This window comes from Streptomyces sp. NBC_01288 (genome assembly GCF_035982055.1).
In the GTDB taxonomy this organism is placed as follows: domain Bacteria; phylum Actinomycetota; class Actinomycetes; order Streptomycetales; family Streptomycetaceae; genus Streptomyces.
The window spans coordinates 3,202,407-3,227,663 of the sequence record NZ_CP108427.1; the positions used below are offsets into that span (position 1 = coordinate 3,202,407).

A 25,257-nucleotide genomic window follows, 5' to 3' on the forward strand; every position below is an offset into this window, starting at 1 on the left:
GGGAACCGGAGCCCGCGAGTATCCGTTGACGATCACATGGGGGAGACACAGAGCGAGCAGAACCGTCAAAGTCAGCAGGACAGTCAGGGCGATCGGGGCGATCCGGCGGGGAAGCCGCCGGGCGCCGCGGACACGTCACCCGGTTCCGTGGCCCGGCGGCCCGGGCGGCGGGCGCTGCTCATCGGCGGGGCCGTGGCCGCCGTAGGGACCGCTGTGGTGGCTCGGGACGAGTTGGCTCGGTTGTGGTGGCGGACGCCGGGGGTGGAGAAACCGCGGACTCCGGGGGCCGTCGATTTTCCAGGGGCCACGTGGGTGGCGGCTTCCTCGGCGAACTACCGGCGGGCCGACCGGCCGGACGACTACGCGATAGACCGGGTGGTCATCCATGTCACGCAGGGCAGTTACGAGAGTGCGGTGAAGGCCTTCCAGGACCCGGGGCACCAGGCGGCCGCGCACTACATCGTCCGGCAGCGCGGGGACATCACACAGATGATCCGTGAGCTGGACGTGGCCTTCCACGCGGGCAACCGGTCGTACAACGAACGCAGTGTCGGCATCGAACACGAGGGCTTCGTCGACCGGAAGTCGTCGTTCACGGACGTGATGTACACGAACTCCGCACGGCTGACGGCGGAGATATGCGGGCGCTACGGAATCCCTGTGGACCGGAAGCATGTCATCGGGCATGTGGAGGTGCCGGGGACCGATCACACGGACCCGGGGCGGTACTGGGACTGGGACCGGTACATGACACTCGTAAGGCGGGCACACCGGACACAAGCGTGACTCGGGTCACACTACGGTTTGGCTATGAGTCGTTTCAGTCACGGCGGTGTCCGATGCGTCCCCCGCTCCGGATGTGACCTGGGGCACGCCAACTCCGCATTGGTTCAAGGGGAGTTGGGGAGCGATCGTGCACGCATATCTTTCATAGACTGCTCTGCTGACTACTAACTGCCCCTCAGTCTTTACACAGTCCTTAGGTCAAATCTCTGGCCTCATGACACACACCAGCGAGCCCGCGTCCGGAGAGAACAGAGACGCGAAGGGCAACCACCGCAAATCCATGGCCGAGAAGCGCGAGCACGGCAAGGACATCGCGCTCCGAGGCAAGGGTCTGCACCGGCGCAAGTTCCTCGGCGGCATGGCCGGGACCGGTATCGCGGCGGTCGCCGCGGCCGGAGGGGCCTTCTCCCTGCTGAACGGCGCGGCGAAGAACAAGGCGTCCGCGGCGGACAGCACCCTGGTCATCCCGGACCTCCTGGAGGGCACGACCAGCGGCACCACCACGACCTTCACCCTGGAGGCCAAGACCGGCACCGCCGAGGTGCTGAGCGGGGTCACCAGCGACACCATGGGCTACAACCAGTCGTTCCTCGGCCCCACCATGAAGTGGACCAACGGCGACACGGTCCTGCTGAACATCACCAACAGCCTGGGCGCGGACACCACCGTCCACTTCCACGGCGCCCACGTCCCGGCCAAGATGGACGGCGGCCCGCAGGTCGCGTTCTCCGACGGGACCACCTGGTCGCCGACGTTCACGGTCGACGACGACGCGAAGACCCTCTGGTACCACCCGCACGCGCTGGGCACCACGGCCAAGCAGGCGGTGCACGGGCTGGCCGGGATGATCATCGTCGAGGACGACTCGACCGCCTCGTCGGACCTGCCGAGCGACTACGGCGTCGACGACATCCCGCTGATCTTCCAGTGCCTGGCCACGGACAGCGCCGGTGACATCAAGTACGACCTGACGGGCTATCTCAGCAGCGGTCTCAGCTACCCGCTGCTGCTGAACGGCACGAACGTCGACTCCACCACGCTCGGCTTCACGGCCACCAAGACCCGCACCCGCTTCCGCGTGCTGAACGCCTCGCCCTCGGACATCATCACCGTCCAGCGCAGCGACGGCGGCACGCTCAGCCAGATCGCGACCGACCAGGGCTATCTGACCGAGGCGACCGACGTCACGTCGATCCGGCTGGTGGCCGGCGCCCGCGCCGAGTTCGTGATGGACCTGAGCGCGGACGCGACGCTCCAGGCCGTCATCACCACCGGCTGGGTCCGCGGCGGCAGCGGCACCTACGACGTCCTCGCCATCACCGCGAGCGGCACGGACACCCCGGACGACCTCCCCAGCACCCTCAACACCATCGACCGCTACGACACCAGCGACTTCACGGCCCGCACCATCACGCTCGGCCAGAGCGGCACGACCATGCTGATCAACGGCTCGGCCGGCACCAGCATGTCCTCCATGGCGATGATCAGCACCACGCTGGGGTCCAAGGAGATCTGGACGATCAAGAACAGCACCCAGCTGGAACACTCGTTCCATCTGCACGACGTGCCGTACCAGCTCATATCGATCAACGGCGAGACACCGACAGGCGTCGAACTGGGGTGGTACGACACCTACGAAGTGGTCGGTGGCGGCTCGATCGAGGTCGCCATGGAGTTCACCGACTACGCCGACGACACCTATATGTACATGCTCCACTGCCATCTCCTCCAGCACGAGGACGAGGGCATGATGGCCGCCCTGATGGTGACGGAGAGCTAGCCGGCGAGCCGGCGAACGGCACTCAGGTCAGCCCGGCGGCGCGAGCACGGTCCACCGCCGGGCCGATCGCCTTCGCGACCGCCTCCACGTCGGCCTCCGTGGAGGTGTGGCCGAGAGAGAAGCGCAGGGTGCCGCGGGCCAGGTCCGGGTCGGTGCCGGTGGCGAGGAGGACGTGGCTGGGCTGGGCGACGCCCGCCGTGCAGGCCGAGCCGGTGGAACACTCGATGCCCTGGGCGTCCAGCAGGAGCAGCAGGGAGTCGCCTTCACAACCCGGGAACGTGAAGTGGGCGTTGGCCGGGAGGCGGTCCACCGGGTCGCCGCCGAGGATCGCGTCCGGGACGGCCGTACGGACGGCGGAGATCAACTCGTCGCGCAGGGCGCCGATCTCGCGGGCGAACCACTCGCGTTGCTCGGCGGCCAGCCGGCCGGCGACCGCGAAGGAGGCGATCGCGGGGACGTCGAGGGTGCCGGAGCGGACATGGCGTTCCTGGCCGCCGCCGTGCAGGACGGGGACGGGGGTGTACTCACGGCCCAGCAGCAGGGCGCCGATGCCGTACGGGCCGCCGATCTTGTGGCCGGAGACGGTTGCCGCGGCGAGCCCGGAGGCGGCGAAGTCGACCGGGATCTGACCGAAGGCCTGCACCGCGTCGGCGTGCAGCGGGATGCCGAACTCCCCCGCCACATCGGCGAGTTCACGCACCGGCATGACCGTGCCGATCTCGTTGTTGGCCCACATCACGGTCGCCAGGGCGACGTCGTCGGGGTTGCGGGCGATCGCCTCGCGCAGCACCTCGGGGCGGACCCGGCCGTAGGAGTCGACCGGGAGGTACTCGACGGTGGCACCCTCGTGCTCGCCCAGCCAGTGGACGGCGTCCAGGACGGCGTGGTGCTCGACGGGGCTGGCCAGGATCCGGGTGCGGGCCGGGTCGGCGTCGCGGCGGGACCAGTACAGGCCCTTCACCGCGAGGTTGTCGGCCTCGGTGCCGCCGGAGGTGAACACGACCTCGCTGGGGCGGGCGCCGAGCGCTTCGGCGAGGGTCTCCCGGGCCTCTTCGACCGTACGGCGGGCCTTGCGGCCGGAAGCGTGGAGGGAGGAGGCGTTGCCCGTGATGCTCAGGTGGGCCGTCATCGCCTCGACTGCCTCGGGAAGCATCGGGGTGGTCGCGGCGTGGTCGAGGTATGCCATGGTGACGCCGATTCTACGGGCCCCGGTGCGCACCCCGGAGGGGCGGGCACGCCTGGCGCGATCCCGCCGGTCTCCTAGAAGCTCCAGGAGACCGTGCTGTCCAGCTGCATGAAGGCGACGAGGACCAGCAGATCGGCGATGCCGAGTCCCAGGCCGAGGAACGCACGGCCGCGACGGGCGGTGCCGCGCCACAGCGCCGCGCCGGCCAGGGCGATGGCGATCGGGCCGAGGAACACGTTGAGCACGAGCAGTCCGACGAGGCCGAGGATGAAGGACGCGACGGCCATGCCGTCGGCGTCGCGACGGCCGGTGGGCTTCACGTCGGCGTTGTTGTCGGTGGTGGTGCTGCTGGTTGCCGGTGCGGTGAGTTGCATGTGGTTTCAGCTCCCGAGGATCGGGCGGGTGGTGGGTCGGGCGGTCGACTGGCAGCCGCGGACGGTCAGTTGGCGGTCGTACGGCTGCGGCGGCCGTGCCGCTCGCGGAGCGCGAAGATGCCCAGCCAGACGGCGATGACGGTGGCGGCGACGGCGGTGAAGGCGAGCGGCGCGTGGGCCACGGTGCCCATCACGACGCCGAACAGCAGGAGCGCTACGACGAGGAACAGCATGGGATGAATCCCCCTCCGAGCCGACCGGGACGTCCGGGACGGCTCTCGTTACGTTTCGGTGAACGGTTGTAGTAACACTTGTTCACTGAACTTGAGTCTAGCGCGTCCGGCGACTTTCCAATTACGGAGAACAGTTGTTAACTGGATGACATGAGTCACACCCTCGGCATCCGGCAGGTACAGAAGCAGAAGACCCGACAGGCGTTGCTGGACGCCGCGTTGGGGCTGCTGGAGGAGCAGAGCCTGAGCAGTCTCGGCCTGCGCGAGGTCACCCGGGCCGTGGGCGTCGCCCCGACCGCCTTCTACCGGCACTTCCGCTCCACGGCCGACCTCGGGGTCGCACTCGTCGAGGAGGCGCTGGGCAGTCTGCATCCGATGATCCGGCAGACGGTGGCCCCGGCGGACAGCGGCCAACGCATCACGCGGGCCGTCGAGTTGATCGCCCATCACGTGAGCACGCACCCGGCGCACGTCCGCTTCATCGCGCGCGAGCGGCACGGCGGGGTGCAGCCGGTACGGGAGGCCATCCGGGAGCAACTCGCCCGGTTCGCCGAGGAGGTGAAGGCCGAACTCGCCAAGGACCCCGAGTCACGCGGCTGGCGCGACGACGACCTGCTGATGCTGGCCCACCTCTACGTCGACCAGATGCTCATCACGGCCTCGCTCTTCCTGGAGGCACTGGAGGCGTCGGACGAGGAGCGCGAGCGGGTGGCCCAACTCGCCCAGCAGCAGATGCGGTTGATCAGCGTGGGGCGACGGCACTGGCTCGGCTGAGGTACGGCACCGCCGGGCGACTTTCCATCGCCGGGCAACTCCATCGCCGGCCGCCGGCTCCGCACCGGCGGCAACTCCGCACCGGCGGCTGAGAGTTCGGTGCCGGTCGCAACTCAACATCGACGGCCGGGAGTTCAGCACCGGTGACCACTCCGCACCGGCGCCCGCGAGTTCGATACCGGTCGCAGCTCCACACCGGTGGCCGGGAATTCCGTGCCGGTCGCAGCTCCACACCGGTGGCCGGAAGTTCCGTGCGGACGGCGGGCATACGGAAGGGGCGGCACGCCCGGTGTACGAGTGTGCCGCCCCTGTCGTGCGGGAGCGCGGTCAGCCCTGCTGCGGGGCCCCGCTCATCTGGCCGCCGCCCGGGCCGCCGCCGCACCCGCCGCCGGGGCCGCCCTGTCCGCCGCCCCCGCCGGGGCCGCCCGTCGGCATGCCGGAGGCGTTGCCGGTCGGCTTGCCCGTCGGCGCGCCCGAGGCCGCCGCGCCCGTGGGCGCACCGGACGGGGCGCCGCTGGGCCGTGCCGTGGCGTTGCCGGTGGGCCTGCCGGAGGCCGAACAGGACTGGGTGGAACCGGAGTTGCCGCTGCCGGAGGACGACGACGAGTCGCTCGACCCGCAGGCCGCCAGGGCCAGGGGCGAGAGCGCCAGCAGGGCCACTGCGGGGAGGAGACGCGCACGCTTCATGAGAAACAACTCCAAAAACGATGAGGATGTCTTGTGACGGGAACTCAATCAACGCCGCTTAGGGCTTCGTTGTCGGAGCCCTGTCCTCACCCTGTGCACGGAGTAAAGGGCAGCCCAAGAGACCGCCCTGACCTGCTACTTCGCTACTGACCCGCGCCTACCCGCTGGTACAGCTCCGTGACAGAAGCGGCCGCCGCGGCCACCTCCGCGCGTACCTCCGGCGGTGATACGACCTCCAACGCGTCGGCGAACTGGAGCAGTTGGCGCGCCTCGCGGACGACGCCGTAGGTCAGCCGGACGGTCACCCAGTCGCCCTCGCCGTCAACCACCCCTTCCGTCTTGGGGAGTTCGGCGAGCGAGGAGGCGTTGAGGCGCAGGAACATGTCGAGGCGGGAGCGGCGGACCCGGACGGTGACGTCGAGTCCGCCGGGGCGTTCCTCCACCTGGCGGCGCAACTCCTCCCAGGCGTCGGCGAGTTCGACACCAGGGCGGCGCTTCACGGGGTCCGGGAGGAGGGTGGCCGAGTGGACGCGGTCGGCGCGGAAGAGGCGGGGGCGCGCACGGCGGTCGGCGACGAGATACCAGACGCCGGCCTTGGAGACGAGGCCGTAGGGATCGACGGTGTAGGTGCTCGGCTCCTTGGCCCCGCTGTGTCGATAGCGCAGCCGCAACCGCCGATCAGCGAAGACCGCATCCTGCAACACGTCCAGATCCACGGCGGGTTGGGGCCCGCCCTTCCAGCGGGTGGCGTCGACGAGGATGCGCCGGGAGGTCACCTCGGCGGCCGGCCGGTACGGCGCCGGCAGCGCGGCCATCACCTTGCGCAGCGCGGAACCGAGCGCGGCGTCGAGACCGAGTGCGGCGTGGGCGCCCTGCGCGGCCAGGATGAACAGGGCGCGCGACTCGTCGGCGGTCAGTCCCGTCACGTCCGTACGGAACCCGGCGAGCAACTCGATCCCGCCGTGCCGCCCGCGCTCGGCGTACACCGGCACCCCGGACGCCGACAACGCCTCGACGTCCCGGTAGATGGTCCGCACCGACACCTCAAGCCGGTCGGCGAGTTCATGCGCGGGGACGCGGCCCCGGGTCTGCAGGAGCAACAGGATCGAGAGCAGTCGGTCGGCCTTCACACCCCCAGGATCCACGGCCGGAAACCCTCAGGCAAATGTTGACGGAAACTGTCAGGTTATGGATCCACCATCACTGCCATGAACCCCAACGCGAACGACCCCCGCCCCCTGTACACCCGAGCCACCGAGCAGGCCGCGGCCCTGATCAGGACGGTACGCCCGGAGCAGCTCTCGTCCCCCACCCCCTGCACGGAGTTCGACGTGCGCACCCTCCTGAGCCACCTCGTCGGCGGCACCCACCGCATCGCGACGATCGGCGAGGGCGGCGACGGCATGGCCGTACACCCCTTCGTCGACGGCATCGACGACCAGGGCTGGCCGACGGCCTACGACGAGGCCCGCACCCGGGTCAGGAACGCCTGGTCGGACGACTCCCGCCTGGACGCCCTGGTCCAGGTCCCCTGGGGCAAGACCCCGGGCCGCATCGCCCTCTCCGGCTACATCATGGAGAACGTCACCCACGCCTGGGACCTCTCGGAGTCCCTGGGCCACCCCGTCCAACTCGACCCGGAACTGGCCGAGTTCGCCCTGACGATCGCCCGCAGGGTCCTGCCGGACCCCGAACGGGACGCGGACACCCCCTTCGACACGGCACAGCCGACGCCCGAAGGAGCCGACCCCTACAGGCAGTTGGCCGCCTGGCTCGGGCGCAAGCCGCTCGACTGAGTGCGGCGCGGGCCGGGCATCCGGCCACGTCGCACCATCGGCCAGGGGGGCGGTGGCCTCGGATCGAATTACGGCGCCACGGAGAGCGCGGCCCACGCTGAGAACCCCCAAGGAGCCGACACACCTGAGGACAGTTGGGCCCGGGCCAAGCGGTCGGCCGCGGCCCGCAGCCGGCGGCCCAGTGGTGGCCGCGAATCGCAAACGGCGCCAAAAGGATCGCGGGCCGCGCCTGCGAACCCGCCGAATCCTCGTCACCTCGACCCAACCGACGCCCGAAGAAGCCGCACTCTAGCGGCAGTTGGCATCCCGGACCGGAGAAGCCCCGCCGGTCGAGCCCCGCGCAGGCCGAGCAGTCGGCCGGGGTGCACCGCCGACCGCGCGGCGGAGACCCGAGGCGAATGCGCACCACGAAGAGCGCGGCTCACGTCCGGGACCCGGAGGAGCACCCTCACCCCGACACGACCAGGCATCCAGCCTCGTTCACCGTGCCCACTCACCGGCGGCGGCAGCCCGACCACGGACCTGGATCCGACCGAGTCCGCGTCCGCCGCCCCCGAAGCAGCCCTCCCCCGACCGGAGTTGGCGACCTCGCCGAACCGAACGCCCCTCAGCCCAGCCTCGCCCGCGCCAACTGCCGCGACTGGGCCACCAGTCGGTCCTCGCTGTCCCAGATCTCCGCGTCCTCCTCCAGGAAGCCGCCGGCCAGGTTGCGGGTGGTGATGGAGACGCGGAGGGCGCCGGGGGCCGGGCGGGCTCGGACGTGGACGGTGAGTTCGACCGTGGGGACCCAGCCCTTGAGGCCGATCTCGAAGGCAGTTGGGGGGAGGGCGTCCACCGCGAGGAGGAGGGACAACGGGTCCGCGTCGCGGCCGTCCGCCAGGCCGAACCAGGAGCGCATCTCGCCCTTGCCGGAGGGGGCGCCCAGGGCCCAGCCGAGGGTGGACGGGTCGAGCTTGAGCATCAGGCGGTCGGCGATCGCCGAGCTGCCGGAGACGGGGGTGGGGCCGTCCTCCGGGCCGAAGCACTGGTCCATCGGCGGGAATGCCGGCGGGCGAGCCGTCGTACGGACGTCGTCCGGGAGGGAGTCCAGGTTGCCGTAGGAGGCCAGGACACGGATGCGTTCGACCTCCGTGCCCTCCTCGTCGTACTGGAAGAGGGACGCCTGGCCGGTGGAGAGGGTGCGGCCGGTGCGGACCGTGTCCGTGCGGATGACGGCCGGGCCGGGCTGGGATGCCGTCAGGTAGTGCGCGGAGATCGTGAACGGGTCGCTGTGCGGAAGCGCGTCCGCGAGGGCTCGGCCCAGGACGGCGAGGAGGTAGCCGCCGTTGACGGCGCTGATGATCGTCCAGCCGGCCGAGAGGTCGATGTCGTAGACGCCCGGGGCGCGACGGGTGACCGCCGTGTCGCGGTCGAACTCGCTGTCGCCGATCGTGGCCCGGGTAGCCGTCGCGGCTGCCTGCGCAGGTGCTGCTTCTCGCATGGATGAACCGTACAACAGGTGATTACTAAGCGGTAGCTTTGTTGTTGCGGGCATATGAAAACACCGGCGGAATGTAGGCCGGTCGGGTGAGGAACCGGCAATTTCTTGGTAAGTGTCCGGACTCGTCCGTGACCCGCGGCCGGTGATGCCCCTCTTTGGGGACATGAGCCTCACCGGGACCTCGTTCCTCTACACCGCCGTCGTGCTGACGATCGTCGCCCTCATACTGCCGCTCGTGCTGTGGTCGCGGATGCGCGGCCCCAAGGCCGTTCGCGTGGCGGCACGGGCCCTGATGCTGCTGTTCGCCCAGGCGACGGCCGTCACCCTGGTCTTCGTCATGGTCAACAACCAGAACAACCTCTACGACAGCTGGGCCGACCTCCTCGGCACCGGCAACCACGTCCAGCAGGCCGCCAACCTGGGCAAGAACGGCACCGGCAACATCTCGCTGAAACGGTTGCCCAAGGTCAAGCAGCGCTTCTCCCCGGCCGAGGGCGCCGGCATGCGCGCGGCCGGCGGGGTCGAGGTCACCCAGCTCAAGGGCCAGGTGTCGGGCGTCAACGCCGAGGTCTATGTGTGGCTGCCGCCGCAGTACAAGGAGCCCGCCTACCGGCACCACAAGTTCCCGGTCGTCGAGCTGCTGCCGGGCTATCCCGGTTCGGCGAAGGCCTGGTTCGGGTCGCTGCACGCGAACGAGCAGCTGATGCCGCTGATGAAGAGCGGGCGGGTCGCGCCCTTCATCCTGGTCGCACCGCGCACCAACCTGCTGGCCGGCGTCGACACCGGCTGCGCCAACATCACCGGCACCGTCAACGCCGACACCTGGCTGAGCGTCGATGTACCGAAGATGGTCATGGACAACTTCCGTGCCGAGCCCGCCCCTTCGGGCTGGGCGGTGGCCGGCTACTCGGCCGGCGCGCACTGTGCGGTCAAGCTCGCCGTCGCCCACCCGGACCGCTACCGCGCGGCCGTGGGCATGTCCGGCTACAACGACCCGATCGGCGAACGGAATTCACTCGCCGCCGCGAGCCCGGCCCTGCGCGCCGCGAACAACCCGTACCTGCTGCTGAAGGCGAAGAAGACCCCGCCGCCGATCGCGCTGTACATCTCCGGCGAGTCCGGCGACGGCTACGAGGCGGGCACGGCCCTGGCCTCCGTCGCCGAGGCGCCGACGACCGTGCACGTGGTGTTCCTGCCGCGCAGCGACGGCGGTCACACGATGGCGCTGTGGCGGCCGCAGGTGAAGACGGTGTTCCGCTGGCTGACGCTGGAGATGGGCAAGAACCGTCCGCACGCGAAGACCGGGACCACCACTACTCCTCACGGACGGTCGACCTCCGGTTCCACGCACGCGGAGCTCGCCAGTGGAACCGCATCGCGAGCAGGCGCAACACGAAAGCGGTGACGACCGCGAGCCCGCTGGTGAACGGGCCCAGCACGTCGTAGCGGATGCACACGGCGACCATGGTGGCGCCGACGATCGCGGGGACCGCGTACAGGTCGCGGTCCCAACGGAGCAGGGACGGAGTCTCGTTGGCCAGAACGTCCCGCAGCACACCGCCGCCGACGGCGGACCCGAGACCGAGGGCCACCGAGGCGGTCAGGCCGAGCCCGTAGTCGTACGCCTTCACGGTGCCGGTGACACAGAACAGGCCGAGGCCGGCCGCGTCGAAGACGTTGACGCCGACCTGGATGCGCTCCACGTGAGGATGGAGGAAGAAGACGAGGAGCGCGGCGAAGAGCGGGGTGCTGAAGTAGCCCAGGTCCGTGAAGGCGGCCGGGGGCACCGCCCCGATGATGAGGTCGCGGAACACCCCTCCGCCCAGCGCGGTGACCTCGGCGAGCACGGCGATGCCGAACACGTCGAAGTTCTTGCGGACGGCCAGCAGCGCGCCGGAGATCGCGAACACGAAGATGCCGACGAGGTCGAGCGTGTGCTGGACGGAGGGGTTGAACAGTTGCTGAAGCACCCCACATTCTTACCTACAGAAGGGGTGCCTCCCTTTCAAAGCAAGGGTTACAGGGTCGGTTTCCCTGGCGTGAACAGCCAGGTCTGGAACAGGTCGTCGAGCTGTTGCCCGCTGATCTTCTCGGCGAGCTTGATGAACCCGGCCGTGTCGCCGTTGCCGTAGCGGTGGAGTTTCGTCCAGGCGGGCAGCAGCTTGAAGAACGCGGTGTCGCCGATGCGTTCGCGGAGCATCTGGAGGGTCATCGCGCCGCGCTGGTAGACGGCGGACGCGAACATGGTGTCGCGCTGCGGGTCCGCCACGACGGTCTGCCAGAAGGCGTTGTCGGCGGGGCGGGAGTTGTAGCCGGCCAGGAACGAGTCGTGCGCGGTGCGGGTGCCCTGGTGCTCGGCCCACAGCCACTGGGCGTAGGTCGCGAAGCCCTCGTTGAGCCAGATGTCCTTCCAGTGCGCGACCGACACGGAGTCGCCGAACCACTGGTGGGCCAGCTCGTGCACGATCGTCGTCTCGTTGCGCACGGCCGAGTAGGCGGGCTTGCTCTGCACCTCCAGCGAGAACCCGGCCTCCGGCATGTCGTCGACGATCGCGCCGGTCTCCTCGAAGGGGTACGGCCCGAACAGCTGCGACCAGTAGTCGGTGGCGGCGGCGGTCACGGCGTACACGTCGACGCTGTTGCTGTTGGCGAGGACGGGGTCGATGGCGACGTAGATGGGGATGCCGCCGGGCGTCTTCCCCGTCCTGACGTCGAACTTCCCGATGGTGGCGGTGGCGAGATAGGTCGCCATGGGCTTGCTCTCGCGCCAGTGGGTGTACGTCGAGTCGCCCTTGCTGTACGTCGAGACGAGCCGGCCGTTGGAGACTCCGGTCAGGCCCTTGGGGGCCTTGATGCGGATGTCGTAGGTGGCCTTGTCGGAGGGGTGGTCGCTGGACGGGAACCAGGTGGAGGCGGCGTTGGGTTCGCAGGCGACGAAGACTCCGTCGGGGGTCTTCATCCAGCCGTAGTCGGAGCCGAACACGATGGGGCCGTTGAGGGGTTCGGGGACACCGCCGTAGGTGACGGTGACCGTGAAGTCCCTGCCCTTGCGGAGCGAGTCCCTCGGGGTGATGCGCAGTTCGTCGCCGGTGCGGGTGAACTGGGCCCGTCTTCCGTTCACTTGGACCTTGGTGACCTCCAGCTTCTGGAGGTCCAGGTCGAAGGAGGAGAGGTTCTGGGTGGCGCGGGCGGTGAGCGTCGTACGCCCGTCGAGGCGGTCGGTGTCGGGGTTGTAGGCGACGTCGAGGGCGTAGTGCCGGGCGTCGAAGCCGCCGTTGCCGAGTTGGGGGAAGTAGGGGTCACCGATGCCGTCGGCGCCGGGGGTGGGGGCGGAGGAGGCGGCGATGACAAGAAAGGAGGCCGCCGCTGTCGCGAGGGCCCCCAGACGTGCCGAACGGGAGAGTGCCATGAGTCGTCCCTTTCGGGTGCGTTTCCGATCAGACGGACGCGCTCGACTCTGCACTCTCCCGTTTCGACATGGACATGACTTTACCAACTCGTCATGTGCTACTTGGCAGTTGACTCCTGATCGCCGGATTCCGCTTCGGGGGAAGCGGGGGCCGGGGTTTCGGGGGTCTCCTCGGAGGTGGCCGGGGCTTCGGCGGTCGCGGGCTTCTCAGCCGCGCTCTCCGCCGACTCCGCGGTGACAGCCGCAGCCGGCTCCGAAGGCTCCTCGGTCACGGCGGGCACAGCCGCGTCCGCCGCCTCGGGCTCCGCTGACTCCGCATCGGCGGCCTCGGGCGCCTCCGAAACGGCTTCCTCGGTGTCCGCCGCGGATTCGGCCGCAGCAGGCTCCGCGGTGACAGCCGTCGTCGGCTCCGCCGGCTTCTCCGTCACGGCGGGCGTGGCCGCGACCTCCGCCGCCGCTGCCCCTGCTTCCGCCTCGGGCCGCGTCTCCGCCGGCTTCTCCAGGACCGCCGCGCCCACCAGTTCCACCGCTTCCTTCGCGGCGCTCAGCAGGACGGTGTCCTGCGGGGCCTGGTCCGCGAAGTTCTCCGGGTGGTGACAGGCGACCCGCTGGCCGGGCCGCAGCTCGATCAGCTGGGGCTCCTTCGTCCGGCAGATCTCCGTGGCCTTCCAGCAGCGCGTGTGGAAACGGCAGCCGCTGGGCGGGGAGATCGGCGAGGGGACGTCGCCCTTGAGCAGGATGCGGTCGCTCTTGGCGCCCCGGCGCTTGGGGTCCGGCACCGGCACGGCCGACATCAGGGCCTTGGTGTACGGGTGCATCGGCGACTCGTACAGCTTGGTGCTGTCGGCGAGTTCGACGATCTTGCCGAGGTACATCACCGCGACGCGGTCCGAGACATGGCGGACGACGGAGAGGTCGTGCGCGATGATCACGTACGTCAGGCCGAGCTCCGTCTGGAGGTCGTCCATGAGGTTGACGACCTGCGCCTGGATCGACACGTCGAGCGCCGAGACCGGCTCGTCCGCCACCACGAGCTTGGGCTTGAGGGCGAGCGCACGGGCGATGCCGATGCGCTGGCGCTGGCCGCCGGAGAACTCGTGCGGGTAGCGGTTGAAGTGCTCGGGGCTCAGACCGACCAGCTCCAGCAGGCGCTGGACCTCCTTGCGCACCCCGCCCTCGGGCTCCACGCGCTGGAGCCGGAACGGCGCCGAGACGATCGAGCCGATGGTGTGCCGGGGGTTCAGGGAGCCGTACGGGTCCTGGAAGATCATCTGGATGTCCCGCCGCAGCGGACGCATCCCGGCCGCGTTCAGGGTCGTGATGTCCTGGCCCTCGAAGTGGATCGAGCCGCCCGTCGGGTCCTGGAGCCGGGTGATGACCCGGCCCATGGTCGACTTGCCGCAGCCCGACTCCCCGACGACGCCCAGGGTCTCGCCCTTGCGCACCTCGAAGTCGATGCCGTCGACGGCCTTCACCGCGGCGACCTGACGTTGCAGGATCCCCTTCTTGATGGGGAAGTGCTTCTTCAGGCCCTCGACCTTGAGCAGCACCTCACGGTCCTCCGAGGAGGCCGCCTGCTCCGGTACGACCGCGGTGGCGGTCTGTTTGTTCGTATCGCTCACAGCTTCGGCGCAATCTCTTCGGTCCAGATCCGCGTACGGTCCTCAGCCGGGAGGTGACAGGCGGACCAGTGCCCGCCGGGAACCAGCTCCAGCTCGGGGCGCACGGTTCGCGTGACGTCGCCCTTGGGGATGTCCGCGTACGGGCAGCGCGGGTGGAAGGCGCAGCCCGAGGGGACGTTGATGAGGCTCGGCGGCTGGCCCTTGACCGGGATGAGCCGCTCCGAGGTCTCCCGGTCGATGCGCGGCATCGAACCCAACAGGCCCCAGGTGTACGGGTGTTGCGGCTTCTCGAAGATCTCGTCGACAGGACCGCGCTCCACGCACCGGCCGCCGTACATGACCAGGACGTCGTCGGCGATCTCGGCGACGACACCGAGGTCGTGGGTGATCAGGACGACCGCGGAGCCGAACTCCTTCTGCAAGTCCCGGATGAGGTCGAGGATCTGCGCCTGGACGGTCACGTCCAGGGCGGTCGTCGGCTCGTCCGCGATGAGCAGTTCGGGGTTGTTGACCAGGGCCATCGCGATCATCGCGCGCTGACGCATACCGCCGGAGAACTCGTGCGGGTAGCCGTCGACGCGCTTGGCCGGCTCGGGGATGCCGACCCGGTCGAGCATCTCGATCGCGCGCTTGCGGGCGACCTTCTTGCTGACGTCGTGGTGGACCCGGTACGCCTCGACGATCTGGTCGCCGATCTTGTAGTACGGGTGCATCGCGGACAGCGGGTCCTGGAAGATCATGGACATCTGCTGGCCGCGGAGCTTGCGCACCTCGTCCGGCTGGGCACCCACGAGTTCCTGGCCGTCGAGCCAGATCTCACCGGTCATCCGCACGTTCTTGCCGCGCGGGCCGAGCCGGTGCAGGCCCATGATCGCCAGCGAGGTGACGGACTTCCCGGAGCCCGACTCGCCCACGATGGAGAGGGTCTTGCCCTTCTCCAGCGAGAAGCTGAGCCCGTCGACGGACTTGACCACGCCGTCGTCGGTCGGGAAGTGCACCTTGAGGTCGCGGACTTCGAGGAACGCGTTCGGGGCGGCCTTGGCCGTGTCGACGGGCTCGCCGACCGCGGCGCCTGTTTTGGAAAGGTCGGTCACGAGAGCCTCACCCGCGGGTCGGCGGCGGCGTACAACAGGTCCACCAGAAGGTTTGCGATCACTACGAAGAACGCTGCGAGCAGGGTCACGCCGAGGATCGGGGGCAGGTCGTTGCTCTCGATCGACTGCACCGCGTACTGGCCGATGCCGTGCAGGGAGAACACCGACTCGGTGATCAGCGCACCGCCGAGGAGCAGACCGAGGTCCATGCCGAAGACGGTGATGATCGGCGTCAGGGCGGCCCGCAGACCGTGCTTGACGACGACGTTGCGTTCCCGCAGGCCCTTGGCGCGGGCCGTGCGGATGAAGTCCTCGTTCATCGTCTCCAGCATGCCCGAGCGGGTGAGCCGCGCGTAGATGGCGGAGTAGAGGAGCGCGAGCGAACACCACGCCGGGAACAGCGTGTTGGCCCACTGCGCGGGGTTCTCGGTGAACGGGACGTAGGTGCGGCCGAAGATCGGCCACTGGTACGTGAAGAGCAGGATGGCGAGGTTGCCCGTGAAGAACATGGGCAGCGAGACACCCGCGAGCGCCACGCCCATGAAGGCGCGGTCGAAGAACGACCGCGGCTTGAGCGCGGAGATCACACCGACCGTGACACCGGACAGCAGCCAGAGCACGGCGGCGCCGGAGGCCAGCGAGATGGTGACCGGAAGGCGGGAGGTGAGCTGCGGCCAGACCTCGACGTGGTCCTTGAAGGAGTAGCCGAAGCAGGGCGCGTCGCAGTGCACCGTGGTGGGGCCGAGGTTGTAGGTGGCGCCCGCCACGATCCCCTTGATGAAGTGCCAGTACTGCAGGTAAAGGGGCTGGTCCAGACCGAGGTTGTGCTTGACCGCGGCGATGTCCGCCGCGGACGGGCTCTTCCCGATGTACTGCTGGGCCAACTGGTCCGCGGTCTGGCCGGCGAGCCGTGGCAGCAGGAAGAAGATGCCGAAGGTGACCGCGGAGACGACCAGCAGCAGGATCACCGCTGCGACCGTCCGACGGAGAATGTACGAGATCACGGGGATCGGCGCTGGTGCCCGCGGGCCGCAAAGCCCGCGGGCACCAATGCCTTCACCTGCCTTCCGGGGCTACGACTACTTCGCGGTGCCGATGTTGAGGTAGTCGTACTGGCCGCTGAAGGCCGCCGTCGACACCAGGTTGCTGTAGTTCGCCGGACGGGCCAGCAGGACCTTGAAGTAGGTCAGCGGAACGAGGGCCGCGTCGCTCATGGTCTGCTTGTCGATCTGGGCGTACATGCTGTTGCGGGTGGCAACGTCCTCGGTGCCGATGGCCTTGGCGAGGAGGGCGTTGACCGACTTGTTGTCGTACTGCGACAGGTTGGTGTTACCCGAGGCACCGATCGCCTCACCGTTCAGGATCTGCTGCTCGAAGCCGTAGCCGGAGGGCCAGTCGGCACCCCACTGCATCATGATCAGGCCGATGTTCTGCTGCTCGGTGAACTTCGGGACACCCGCGTAGTCGGTGAAGTACTTGCCCGACGGGTACTGCTTCAGGCTGGCGTTGATGCCGACGGCCTTCAGCGAGTTGATGATCGCGGTGGCCGCGGAGATCTCCTGCGGACGGTCGCTGCGGGCCGACAGGTTCGTCGAGATCGACGTCTTGCCGCAGGCCTTCAGCTGCTCCTTGGCCTTGGCGACGTCACCCTTGTTGCCGGTGGTGGCGTACTGGTCGGCCTTCTCGTAGCCGGTGATGTCCGGCGGCAGGACGGTGCTGGCGATCTCACCGCGGATCGGGCCGCCCTCGGCGGTCTGCACGGAGACCTTGTCGATGGCGTACTCGACGGCCTTGCGGCAGGCCACGTTGTCGAACGGCTTCACCTTGGTGTTGATCGCCATGTAGACGAGACGGCCACCGAAGGTGTTGTCCGTGCCGGCCTTCTTGTCGGCGGAGGTCAGCAGCTGCGCCTGGGTCGCGGCCTGGACACCCGTACCGCCCATGTCGATCGCGTCGCCCGCGAGGACGTCCTTGTCGATCGTGTCGGCGTTGACCTTCAGGTTCACGACGATCTTGTCCGGGTACTGCTTGCGCAGCGGGTCCGTCGCCGCGTTCCAGTTCTTGTTGCGCACGAGGGTGGCGGACTTGCCGTCCTCGTAGCTGGAGAACTGGTACGAGCCGGAGGACACGATGTTCTTGACGTAGTCGACGCCCTTGTCCTTCGCCTGCGGCACCGGAGCCGTCTGCGGCGCCGCGACCAGGTAGTCGAACTCCTGGAAGGCCGTGTTCAGGTGGAAGACGATGGTGGTGTCGTCCGGCGTCGCGATGGACTTGAGGCCCTCGGCGCTCTTGTCCTTGTACGGGCCCTTGTAGTCCTTGCCGCCGACCAGGAACTGCTGGAAGTAGTTCGGGCCGAGGGAGAGCACGTCACGCGCGAAGTTCGAACGCTCCACGGCGTACTTGACGTCCTTGGACGTGATCGCCGTGCCGTCCTGGTACTTCAGGCCCGAACGCAGCTTGTACGTCCAGGTCTTGCCGCCGTCGCTGGAGACACCCTTGCTCGCGGCGAGGTCCGGGACCAGGGTGTTCCCCTTGGAACCGGGGCCGGGCTCGAACGTCATCAGCGGACGGGCGTACAGCCGGCTGAAGTTGTACATGTACGCGTAGTACGTGTTGCCCGGGTCGAACGAGTCCGGAACGTCGGACAGTTCGTAGGTGACCGTCCCGCCCTTGTGCGTAGAGGCGTTGACGACGTCCTTGGTCGCTGCGTTGGCCCCAGCCGCCTTCGTCCCACCGTTGTCACTCTTACTGTCATCGGCCTTGCTGCAACCTGCCATGAGCAGTGTCGCGGAGCCGATGGCCGCAACTGCGGCCAGCGCTGACCTTCGCATGATGGTCTGCTTCCTCCATTGTCGGAAACTTGATGGACTCTCGGGTGCGGGCCCTAGCGGCTGCGGGGGTCGAGAGCGTCGCGGAGACCGTCGCCCAGCAGGTTGAACGCCAGGACGGTCACAAAGATGGCGAGGCCGGGAACGATCATGTACGCGGGGTCGACCTCGTAATAGGTGACCGCGTCCCGCAACATGCCGCCCCAGGAAGCCTGCGGGGGCTGGATACCGACCCCGAGGAAGCTCAGGGACGCCTCGAAGAGGATGTTCGTCGGGATGAGCAGCGTCGAGTAGACGATGATCGGGCCGACCAGGTTGGGCAGCAGCTCCCGGAACAGGATGTACGGCCCCCTGGCGCCCATCCCCCGGGAGGCGTCCACGAACTCCCGCTCGCGCAGGGCGAGGGTCTGGCCGCGGACGATCCGGCCCAGGTAGGGCCAGTTGAAGAAGCCGATGACGAAGATCAGCACGCTCAGGTGGAGCGGCAGGCCGCTGAGGCCGAAGGCGCCGCCCTGGAGGGTCGCCGAGATCGCGATGGCGAAGAGCAGCAGGGGGAAGGCGAGGAAGGTGTCCATCAGGCGGCTGATGATCGAGTCGACCCGGCCGCCGTAGTAACCCGCGACGACGCCGAGGATCGTGCCGATCACGTTCGACAGGATCGTGGCGCCGAAGGCGACCACCAGGGACACCCAGGAGCCTTCGAGGATGCGTGTGGCGACGTCCCGGCCGAACTGCGGGTCCACGCCGAGCGGGTGGTCCCAGCTCATGCCGCCCCAACCGCCCTTGGGCAGCGAGGTGTTGGCGTCGATCAGGTTCTGGTGGAAGGCGTCGGGATCCAGCCCGAACATCGACTGGATCGGACGGGAGAGTGCCGCGACCAGGATCAGCAGGACGACGATGACGCCGCCGGCGACGGCGACTCTGTCCTTCTTGAACCGGGTCCAGGCGATCTGTCCAAGGGAACGGCCCTCGATCTGCCCCTTCTCGGCGCCGACGAGCACAGCCTCCGGCTGCGCCCCGGCTTCCGCCCCCGTGGTCTCGATCGGTGCGGTCACTGTGACCCGACCCCTCTCGCCGGTGGTTACCGGCTTACGCCTGCCGCGGATTAGCGGCTTTGTCGACTTGCAGTGGACATGGGTCCCTGGACCCTGTGTCTGAGTCGCGAGTCTTCAGCGTGGCTGCGATCACCCGCCAGGTCTGGCGGCGAAAGTATGCGCAACCGTGATGCTTAACTAGGGATTCCGTTATCCGAACAGTGGGTAACGCACCCCGGACGCCGGGCACTTGGGACAGAACGGAGATTCGGCGTCTTTCGGGGCACCACACCGCCGTCTACGCGCGAAGAAAAGTGTCGTAGACGTAAATCCTGCGGAGAAGCTGAGAAGAGGACTCGCGGGTTCAGTATCCACCACGGACGGGTGGGTATCCGTACCCGCCCGCCTGGGCGGGCGCCGCGTGGGCCTCACGGTCGTAGAACGGGCGGGCGTTCGCCCGCAGCCAGAGCGCGACCGGGTCGTACTCGTCGGACATCGCCACGGTCGAGACCGGCAGCCCGTCGGGGACCGCGCCGATCGACTGCTGCATCATGCCGCGCACCGAGTCCACGGCGGGCGGGCTGGTGTCGTAGACGTCCAGACCGATCGCGAGATAGGGCGCTCCGAGCGCGGGCTGCACCCAGGCGCGGCGCAGGGCGCGGACCGCCGGGGTGCGGTGGGCGTTGTGCGTGAGCAGGGCGTAGAACTGCGGGATCTCGATGCCCGGTTCCGACAGGCGCAGGGGCCCGGCCGGCTGGCGCTCCAGGCCGGTGGCGATCCGGCGGAGGTCCAGCCAGGGGATGCCGACGCCGCCGCCGGGGGCGTGCGGGTTGAGCCAGAGGCCGAAGTGGTCGGGGTAGAGGGTGCGGGCCACGTCCAGGCCGTCGACCACCTCGTAGGAGCGGTTCCAGCCGCTCGCCGACAGTTCCTGGGCGGAGGTGACGCAGGGGGCGTAGCCGTACTTGTCGACCTGCATGTTTCCGTACTGGGCGTCCGGGGAGCCGGACTGGCCGTGCCACAGGAGCATCCAGATCTGACCGGAGTGGGGGGTCGCGAGGGCGCGCAGGAGCGCCTCGTAGGCGTCGTAGCGCCCGGGCGTCACCTGGCGCAGCATGTGCTCGACCTGGCCGGTCGCGGTGCCGCTGGCGCTCACGTGTACCGCCCCTTCTGGTAGTTGGCCTGCGTTGGGAAACAGCTTAAGCGCCCGAGGGGTGGGGGCCCGTGGTGCGTTCGCGAGTGCCGGTTCGTCGTGGCTTGTCGCGCCCACGCGGCGGAGCCGCAAATCGCTACAGCCCCGCGCCCCTAAAGCCTCAGTGACCCTGTGTATAGAAAGGACGTACCGTCTGGCGCATCCAGTCCGCCACCGGGTCTTGGGTTACGTCCAACAAGACCAGGTTGACCTGCCACTGGACCGTTACCTGGCCCAGCGCGCGGGCAAGCGCTTCCATCGGGGCCGCTCTCAAGTCGCCGTCCCAGTTGGTGAGTTCCACGCCTACGAACATGACCGGGGCGGCCGTCTCGATCGAGGCCAGGCAGCGGCGGGCCGAGCCGACCACGCCGATCGCGGCGAACTCGGCGGAGGCCGCGGCGAGGAAGTCGACCGGGTCGTCCTGCCAGTCGGGTTCGAAGAGGCGGACGCGGCCGCCGCTGGTGGGGCCGTCGAGGGCGGAGCGGCCGATGCGGCACAGCTCGGCCACCGCGAGGGGCGGGAGCGGGACGCCGACCATGCCGCCCGGGTTCACCGCGATGCCGACCTGCGGGGGCAGCCCGCGGGCGAACTCCACCGCCGGCGCGATCGTGAACGACAGATGCGAGCCGACGACCTGGCGGAACTGCTCCTCGGAGCTGAAGACCGGGACGAACGCCTGCCCCTCGATGTCCAGTGTCGGCAGGTCCAGGGGGCCGCTCTGCGGGCCGCCGCCGCTGGGGAGCGGGACCCAGACGAAGCTGCGGCCGAGCACCTCGACGATCCGGCCGCCGGCCGAGGGCATGCCGAGGGACGCCGAGAGCACCTCCTCCAGCTCGTTGCCCGGCCATCCGCCGTGCGGATGCGGGTGGGGGTACGCCTGACCGGGGAAGTCCGCCGGGAAGTCCATCTACCTACCGCCTGCTGGTGAAACCGCCTGCTGTAACCCTGCTGTGGCTGAAAAGGCTAGCGGCTCAGTCCGCGAAGTCGATCCGGCGCAGCACGTCCGCCGCGTCCCGGTCCAGGAGGATCGCCGAGTCGACGCCCCGGGGCAGATCACCGCGCTCCACCTCGCGCAGCAGGCGGGCGGCGGCCCTGCGGTGGCGCAGGAACGCGTAGCGCGAGACCCCGCGGCCCCGCTCGCGCTGGCCGTCGAGCGCGGTGTCCGGGGTGACGTCGAGGAACACCAGGTGCAGTGTGCCGCCCCGGCGCCCGGCGGCGCGGGCCAGCCAGCCGCGCACCCAGGTCTGCGTACCGCAGTCGTGCACGACGGCTCCGGACGCGGAACGCAGCGCGCGGTGCAGCCCGGCGTAGTGGGCGAGGCGGACCAGGGGGCGGTAGACCGCGTAGGGCAGGGCTCCGGCTGTGCGGGCTTCCCAGCGGTCCCGGGTGTCCTGGCTGTCGACGCGGACGCCGGCGCCGCCCGCCACCGCGCGCCGCATCAGCGTGGACTTGCCGCTGCCGGGCAGGCCGGTGACCACGACCAGGTCGCGGGGGCCGAAGCGGAGTCCGTGCGGGCTGTGGCCGGCGCGCTCGCGGAGGTCGCGGACGACCGGTACCGGGCGGGCCGGGCATGCCTCCCTGGCCGGGGCCGAGGGCTGCTTGGGCAGCGCTACGGCCGAGGTCGTGGCGTACACCGTGGTCCTTGTCACCGTGATCGTCCTCCCTGCGGGGTCAGGAAAGGTTCTCCCCACTGAACGTAAAGAGAAGGTAATGCACGGTGTCTCGCGGTTCCGTTCGCGTCCGGCCACAGGCCTGTTACAAAGCCTGTGCGATGATGTGCCCGCCTAACTGCATACCGGCCGCTTGAATCCGCGCGGGAGAGTCCCCAGTCGTACGTCGTCAGTCGTACGTCGCTTGGGGCGCCGAAGGAGCAAGTCCCTCCCTTGAATCTCTCAGGCCCCGTTACCGCGCGGGCGAGGCACATCTGAAAAGCGGGCCGCCGGCGACGGTGGTCCCACCCAAGGTGCAACCCATGTCCCGCGTGCGGTCATGGCGAACCTCTCAGGTCCCGATGACAGATGGGGAGGAACGACCTCGCCGTCATGCCTTGGGAGACCGACCGATGAGCAGTACCGCCACCCCTGAGAAGCGCCGCACCGCGCTCGACGCGCTGCACCGCTCGCTCGGTGCGACGATGACCGACTTCGCCGGCTGGGACATGCCGCTGCGCTACGGCTCGGAGCGCGACGAACACCTCGCCGTCCGCACGAGGGCCGGCCTCTTCGACCTCTCCCACATGGGCGAGATCACGGTCACCGGACCGCAGGCCGCCCAGCTCCTCAACTACGCCCTCGTCGGCAACATCGCCTCCGTGGGCCTCGGCCGCGCCCGCTACACCATGATCTGCCGGGCCGACGGCGGCATCCTGGACGACCTGATCGTCTACCGGCTCGCAGAGACCGACTACATGGTCGTCGCCAACGCCTCCAACGCGCAGGTGGTGTTGGACGCGCTGGTGGAGCGTTCCGAGGGCTTCGACGCCGTCGTCCGTGACGACCGTGACGCGTACGCCCTGCTCGCCGTGCAGGGTCCCGAGTCCCCCGGCATCCTCAAGTCGCTCACCGACGCGGACCTCGACGGCCTGAAGTACTACGCCGGTCTGCCCGGTACGGTCGCGGGCGTCCCCGCGCTGATCGCGCGCACCGGGTACACCGGCGAGGACGGCTTCGAGCTGTTCGTGTCCCCCGGTGACGCGGAGAAGCTGTGGCTGGCGCTGACCGAGGCCGGGGCGTCGGTCGGGCTGATCCCGTGCGGGCTGTCCTGCCGGGACACGCTGCGCCTGGAGGCCGGGATGCCGCTGTACGGGCATGAGTTGTCGACCTCCCTCACCCCGTTCGACGCCGGGCTCGGCCGGGTCGTGAAGTTCGAGAAGGACGGCGACTTCGTCGGGCGGGGCGCCCTGGAGGCCGCCGCCGCGCGCGCCGCCTCGCAGCCGCCGCGCGTCCTGGTCGGGCTCGTCGCCGAGGGCCGCCGGGTCCCGCGCGCCGGGTACCCCGTCGTCGCCGACGGCCAGGTGATCGGCGAGGTCACCTCCGGCGCCCCCTCCCCCACCCTGGGCAAGCCCATCGCCATGGCCTACGTCGACGCCGCGCACGCGGCGCCGGGCACGACCGGTGTCGGCGTGGACATCCGGGGCAGTCACGAGCCGTACGAAGTCGTGGCGCTGCCGTTCTACAAGCGCGAGAAGTGACAGTCGTCGTAGCGTCACGTCTGTGACCCGGGGCGGATCGCCCCTGTCCGCCGATGTCCTCCGTAGTACCCCATTCATCAGCACTCCCCCGCGTACAGGAGAATTCAGGCCATGAGCAACCCCCAGCAGCTGCGCTACAGCAAGGAGCACGAGTGGCTGTCGGTCGCCGAGGACGGCGTCTCGACGGTCGGCATCACCGAGTTCGCGGCCAACGCGCTCGGCGATGTCGTCTACGCCCAGCTCCCCGACGTCGGCTCCACGGTGACCGCGGGCGAGTCCTGCGGTGAGCTGGAGTCGACGAAGTCGGTGTCCGACCTGTACTCGCCCGTCGGCGGCGAGGTCACCGAGATCAACGAGGACGTGGTGAATGACCCGTCACTGGTGAACTCGGCGCCCTTCGAGGGGGGTTGGCTGTTCAAGGTGCGTGTCGCGGAGGAGCCGGGCGACCTGCTCTCCGCCGACGAGTACACCGCGTTTTCCGCCGGCTGAGGAGTCGTACACCCACATGTCTGTACTGAACACGCCCCTGCACGAGCTCGACCCGGACATCGCCGCGGCCGTCGACGCCGAGCTGCGCCGGCAGCAGTCCACGCTGGAGATGATCGCCTCGGAGAACTTCGCTCCGGTCGCGGTCATGGAGGCGCAGGGCTCGGTCCTCACCAACAAGTACGCCGAGGGGTACCCGGGCCGTCGTTACTACGGCGGCTGCGAGTACGTCGACGTGGCCGAGCAGATCGCGATCGACCGGGTCAAGGAGCTGTTCGGCGCCGAGTACGCCAATGTGCAGCCGCACTCGGGCGCCTCCGCGAACCAGGCCGCGCTGTTCGCGCTGGCCCAGCCCGGCGACACCATCCTCGGGCTGGACCTGGCGCACGGCGGCCACCTGACCCACGGGATGCGGCTGAACTTCTCCGGCAAGCAGTTCAACGTGGTCGCGTACCACGTGGACGCCACGACCGGTCTGGTCGACATGGCCGAGCTGGAGAAGCTCGCCAGGGAGCACCGCCCGAAGGTGATCATCGCGGGCTGGTCGGCGTACCCGCGCCAGCTGGACTTCGCGGAGTTCCGCCGGATCGCGGACGAGGTCGAGGCCTTCCTGTGGGTCGACATGGCGCACTTCGCGGGCCTGGTGGCCGCCGGCCTCCACCCGAACCCGGTGCCGTACGCGGATGTCGTCACGTCCACGACCCACAAGACGCTGGGCGGCCCGCGCGGCGGCATCATCCTCGCGAAGCAGTCCTTCGCGAAGAAGCTCAACTCGTCCGTCTTCCCCGGCTTCCAGGGCGGTCCGCTGGAGCATGTGATCGCCGCGAAGGCCGTCTCCTTCAAGGTCGCGGCGGGCGAGGAGTTCAAGGAGCGGCAGCGGCGTACCGTGGAGGGTGCGCGGCTGCTGGCCGAGCGCCTGGTGCGGGACGACGTGAAGGCCGTAGGGGTCGACGTCCTGTCCGGTGGTACGGACGTGCACCTGGTCCTGGTCGACCTGCGCACCTCCGAGTTGGACGGCCAGCAGGCCGAGGACCGGCTCCACGAGGTCGGCATCACGGTCAACCGGAACGCCGTCCCGAACGACCCGCGCCCCCCGATGGTGACGTCCGGCCTGCGCATCGGTACGCCGGCGCTGGCGACCCGCGGCTTCACGGCCGAGGACTTCGCCGAGGTCGCGGACGTCATCGCCGAGACGCTGAAGCCGTCGTACGACGTGGCCGCCCTCAAGGCGCGGGTGACCGCGCTGGCGGAGAAGTACCCGCTGTATCCCGGGCTGTAGCCCCTCGGGGACACCGGCGCACACTGGGAG

24 protein-coding genes and 2 riboswitches are annotated in these 25,257 nt (G+C 69.3%); of the genes, 8 read left to right on the forward strand and 16 right to left on the reverse strand.

All coding sequences use genetic code 11. The features are described from left to right. The first annotated feature begins 36 nt into the window (after positions 1 to 36). Both OG194_RS13710 and OG194_RS13715 read left to right on the forward strand, forming a co-directional pair. Positions 37 to 786, forward strand: a complete 750-nt coding sequence (locus OG194_RS13710; protein WP_327401147.1) for an N-acetylmuramoyl-L-alanine amidase — start codon at positions 37 to 39, stop codon at positions 784 to 786. Positions 787 to 1,000: 214 nt separating this feature from the next. Then, the gene (locus tag OG194_RS13715; RefSeq protein ID WP_327401148.1) at positions 1,001 to 2,566 is read left to right on the forward strand and encodes a multicopper oxidase family protein; all 1,566 of its coding nucleotides are present in this window, start codon (positions 1,001 to 1,003) and stop codon (positions 2,564 to 2,566) included. 22 nt (positions 2,567 to 2,588) lie between these two features. Here the strand turns inward: OG194_RS13715 and OG194_RS13720 are convergent, their stop codons facing one another. The 3 genes from OG194_RS13720 to OG194_RS13730 all read right to left on the reverse strand — a co-directional run bounded on the left by OG194_RS13720 (position 2,589) and on the right by OG194_RS13730 (position 4,359). Then, positions 2,589 to 3,752 (reverse strand): cysteine desulfurase family protein, encoded by a 1,164-nt coding sequence (locus tag OG194_RS13720; RefSeq protein WP_327401149.1) that lies wholly within the window; start codon positions 3,750 to 3,752, stop codon positions 2,589 to 2,591. A 74-nt stretch (positions 3,753 to 3,826) separates the two neighbouring features. Beyond that, entirely contained in the window at positions 3,827 to 4,126 is a 300-nt protein-coding gene (locus OG194_RS13725; RefSeq protein WP_327401150.1) for a DUF4190 domain-containing protein, read from the reverse strand. A 65-nt stretch (positions 4,127 to 4,191) separates the two neighbouring features. Continuing rightward, entirely contained in the window at positions 4,192 to 4,359 is a 168-nt protein-coding gene (locus OG194_RS13730; RefSeq protein ID WP_327401151.1) for a hypothetical protein, read from the reverse strand. A 150-nt stretch (positions 4,360 to 4,509) separates the two neighbouring features. Between OG194_RS13730 and OG194_RS13735 the strand changes: the two genes are divergently transcribed. Then, positions 4,510 to 5,133, forward strand: coding sequence for a TetR family transcriptional regulator (locus OG194_RS13735; RefSeq protein WP_327401152.1), 624 nt, complete (start codon positions 4,510 to 4,512; stop codon positions 5,131 to 5,133). Between the two features lie 327 nt (positions 5,134 to 5,460). On the opposite strand, the gene OG194_RS13740 is transcribed toward OG194_RS13735, so the two are convergent. Together OG194_RS13740 and OG194_RS13745 are read right to left on the reverse strand one after the other, a co-directional pair. Then, positions 5,461 to 5,820, reverse strand: a complete 360-nt coding sequence (locus tag OG194_RS13740; protein WP_327401153.1) for a hypothetical protein — start codon at positions 5,818 to 5,820, stop codon at positions 5,461 to 5,463. 143 nt (positions 5,821 to 5,963) lie between these two features. Further along, positions 5,964 to 6,950 carry a helix-turn-helix transcriptional regulator gene (locus OG194_RS13745; RefSeq protein ID WP_327401154.1) on the reverse strand — a complete coding sequence of 329 codons (987 nt, stop codon included), beginning with the start codon at positions 6,948 to 6,950 and terminating at the stop codon, positions 5,964 to 5,966. A 78-nt stretch (positions 6,951 to 7,028) separates the two neighbouring features. Between OG194_RS13745 and OG194_RS13750 the strand changes: the two genes are divergently transcribed. After that, on the forward strand, positions 7,029 to 7,616 hold the full coding sequence (locus OG194_RS13750) for a TIGR03086 family metal-binding protein (protein WP_327401155.1): 588 nt from the start codon (positions 7,029 to 7,031) through the stop codon (positions 7,614 to 7,616). Between the two features lie 607 nt (positions 7,617 to 8,223). Here OG194_RS13750 and OG194_RS13755 read toward each other — a convergent pair. Continuing rightward, positions 8,224 to 9,096: a thioesterase family protein gene (locus OG194_RS13755; protein WP_327401156.1), complete on the reverse strand. Its 873-nt coding sequence runs from the start codon at positions 9,094 to 9,096 to the stop codon at positions 8,224 to 8,226. Positions 9,097 to 9,259: 163 nt separating this feature from the next. On the opposite strand from OG194_RS13755, the gene OG194_RS13760 reads away from it, so the two are divergent. Next, a complete protein-coding gene (locus OG194_RS13760) occupies positions 9,260 to 10,501 on the forward strand; it encodes an alpha/beta hydrolase (RefSeq protein WP_327401157.1) in 1,242 nt (413 codons plus the stop codon). Here the strand turns inward: OG194_RS13760 and OG194_RS13765 are convergent. The 10 genes from OG194_RS13765 to OG194_RS13810 all read right to left on the reverse strand — a co-directional run bounded on the left by OG194_RS13765 (position 10,410) and on the right by OG194_RS13810 (position 21,927). Further along, entirely contained in the window at positions 10,410 to 11,066 is a 657-nt protein-coding gene (locus OG194_RS13765) for a trimeric intracellular cation channel family protein (RefSeq protein ID WP_327401158.1), read from the reverse strand. The two genes, OG194_RS13760 and OG194_RS13765, sit on opposite strands and share 92 nt — an antisense overlap. Before the next feature lie 47 nt (positions 11,067 to 11,113). After that, a complete protein-coding gene (locus OG194_RS13770; protein WP_327401159.1) occupies positions 11,114 to 12,505 on the reverse strand; it encodes a M1 family metallopeptidase in 1,392 nt (463 codons plus the stop codon). Positions 12,506 to 12,603: 98 nt separating this feature from the next. Next, positions 12,604 to 14,127 (reverse strand): ABC transporter ATP-binding protein, encoded by a 1,524-nt coding sequence (locus OG194_RS13775; RefSeq protein WP_327401160.1) that lies wholly within the window; start codon positions 14,125 to 14,127, stop codon positions 12,604 to 12,606. After that, the gene (locus OG194_RS13780) at positions 14,124 to 15,221 is read right to left on the reverse strand and encodes an ABC transporter ATP-binding protein (RefSeq protein ID WP_327401161.1); all 1,098 of its coding nucleotides are present in this window, start codon (positions 15,219 to 15,221) and stop codon (positions 14,124 to 14,126) included. Before OG194_RS13780 ends, OG194_RS13775 begins: the two co-directional genes overlap by 4 nt. Beyond that, positions 15,218 to 16,225, reverse strand: coding sequence for an ABC transporter permease (locus tag OG194_RS13785; RefSeq protein WP_033282771.1), 1,008 nt, complete (start codon positions 16,223 to 16,225; stop codon positions 15,218 to 15,220). The genes OG194_RS13780 and OG194_RS13785 overlap by 4 nt, the downstream gene beginning before the upstream one ends. 75 nt (positions 16,226 to 16,300) lie before the next feature. Next, on the reverse strand, positions 16,301 to 18,052 hold the full coding sequence (locus OG194_RS13790) for an ABC transporter substrate-binding protein (protein ID WP_327401162.1): 1,752 nt from the start codon (positions 18,050 to 18,052) through the stop codon (positions 16,301 to 16,303). Between the two features lie 53 nt (positions 18,053 to 18,105). After that, a complete protein-coding gene (locus tag OG194_RS13795) occupies positions 18,106 to 19,104 on the reverse strand; it encodes an ABC transporter permease (protein WP_327401163.1) in 999 nt (332 codons plus the stop codon). A gap of 343 nt (positions 19,105 to 19,447) precedes the next feature. Beyond that, complete coding sequence (locus tag OG194_RS13800; protein WP_318018957.1) at positions 19,448 to 20,236, reverse strand: enhanced serine sensitivity protein SseB C-terminal domain-containing protein; 789 nt, start codon at positions 20,234 to 20,236, stop codon at positions 19,448 to 19,450. Between the two features lie 157 nt (positions 20,237 to 20,393). After that, positions 20,394 to 21,179, reverse strand: coding sequence for an enhanced serine sensitivity protein SseB (locus tag OG194_RS13805; protein WP_327401164.1), 786 nt, complete (start codon positions 21,177 to 21,179; stop codon positions 20,394 to 20,396). A 64-nt stretch (positions 21,180 to 21,243) separates the two neighbouring features. Then, positions 21,244 to 21,927 carry an AAA family ATPase gene (locus OG194_RS13810; RefSeq protein ID WP_327407059.1) on the reverse strand — a complete coding sequence of 228 codons (684 nt, stop codon included), beginning with the start codon at positions 21,925 to 21,927 and terminating at the stop codon, positions 21,244 to 21,246. Between the two features lie 149 nt (positions 21,928 to 22,076). Continuing rightward, positions 22,077 to 22,190: riboswitch (glycine riboswitch) on the forward strand. Then, positions 22,191 to 22,300, forward strand: a riboswitch (glycine riboswitch). Positions 22,301 to 22,334: 34 nt separating this feature from the next. On the opposite strand from OG194_RS13810, the gene gcvT reads away from it, so the two are divergent. From gcvT to glyA, 3 genes are all read left to right on the forward strand, one after another. Then, positions 22,335 to 23,462, forward strand: a complete 1,128-nt coding sequence (gene gcvT, locus OG194_RS13815) for a glycine cleavage system aminomethyltransferase GcvT (protein WP_327401165.1) — start codon at positions 22,335 to 22,337, stop codon at positions 23,460 to 23,462. A gap of 111 nt (positions 23,463 to 23,573) precedes the next feature. Continuing rightward, complete coding sequence (gcvH, locus tag OG194_RS13820; RefSeq protein ID WP_019058529.1) at positions 23,574 to 23,951, forward strand: glycine cleavage system protein GcvH; 378 nt, start codon at positions 23,574 to 23,576, stop codon at positions 23,949 to 23,951. A 16-nt stretch (positions 23,952 to 23,967) separates the two neighbouring features. Further along, positions 23,968 to 25,227: a serine hydroxymethyltransferase gene (gene glyA, locus OG194_RS13825; protein WP_327401166.1), complete on the forward strand. Its 1,260-nt coding sequence runs from the start codon at positions 23,968 to 23,970 to the stop codon at positions 25,225 to 25,227. The last annotated feature ends 30 nt before the right edge of the window (positions 25,228 to 25,257 follow it).

Excerpts from the sequence above, each read along its gene's own strand:
- OG194_RS13770 (WP_327401159.1), bottom strand. The coding sequence starts at position 12,505 with ATGGCACTCTCCCGTTCGGCACGTCTGGGGGCCCTCGCGACAGCGGCG.
- OG194_RS13720 (WP_327401149.1), bottom strand. The coding sequence starts at position 3,752 with ATGGCATACCTCGACCACGCCGCGACCACCCCGATGCTTCCCGAGGCA.
- OG194_RS13790 (WP_327401162.1), bottom strand. The coding sequence starts at position 18,052 with ATGCGAAGGTCAGCGCTGGCCGCAGTTGCGGCCATCGGCTCCGCGACA.
- OG194_RS13725 (WP_327401150.1), bottom strand. The coding sequence starts at position 4,126 with ATGCAACTCACCGCACCGGCAACCAGCAGCACCACCACCGACAACAAC.
- OG194_RS13710 (WP_327401147.1), top strand. The coding sequence starts at position 37 with ATGGGGGAGACACAGAGCGAGCAGAACCGTCAAAGTCAGCAGGACAGT.
- OG194_RS13805 (WP_327401164.1), bottom strand. The coding sequence starts at position 21,179 with ATGGACTTCCCGGCGGACTTCCCCGGTCAGGCGTACCCCCACCCGCAT.
- OG194_RS13715 (WP_327401148.1), top strand. The coding sequence starts at position 1,001 with ATGACACACACCAGCGAGCCCGCGTCCGGAGAGAACAGAGACGCGAAG.
- OG194_RS13750 (WP_327401155.1), top strand. The coding sequence starts at position 7,029 with ATGAACCCCAACGCGAACGACCCCCGCCCCCTGTACACCCGAGCCACC.
- OG194_RS13735 (WP_327401152.1), top strand. The coding sequence starts at position 4,510 with ATGAGTCACACCCTCGGCATCCGGCAGGTACAGAAGCAGAAGACCCGA.
- gcvT (WP_327401165.1), top strand. The coding sequence starts at position 22,335 with ATGAGCAGTACCGCCACCCCTGAGAAGCGCCGCACCGCGCTCGACGCG.
- OG194_RS13730 (WP_327401151.1), bottom strand. The coding sequence starts at position 4,359 with ATGCTGTTCCTCGTCGTAGCGCTCCTGCTGTTCGGCGTCGTGATGGGC.
- gcvH (WP_019058529.1), top strand. The coding sequence starts at position 23,574 with ATGAGCAACCCCCAGCAGCTGCGCTACAGCAAGGAGCACGAGTGGCTG.
- glyA (WP_327401166.1), top strand. The coding sequence starts at position 23,968 with ATGTCTGTACTGAACACGCCCCTGCACGAGCTCGACCCGGACATCGCC.
- OG194_RS13760 (WP_327401157.1), top strand. The coding sequence starts at position 9,260 with ATGAGCCTCACCGGGACCTCGTTCCTCTACACCGCCGTCGTGCTGACG.
- OG194_RS13755 (WP_327401156.1), bottom strand. The coding sequence starts at position 9,096 with ATGCGAGAAGCAGCACCTGCGCAGGCAGCCGCGACGGCTACCCGGGCC.
- OG194_RS13740 (WP_327401153.1), bottom strand. The coding sequence starts at position 5,820 with ATGAAGCGTGCGCGTCTCCTCCCCGCAGTGGCCCTGCTGGCGCTCTCG.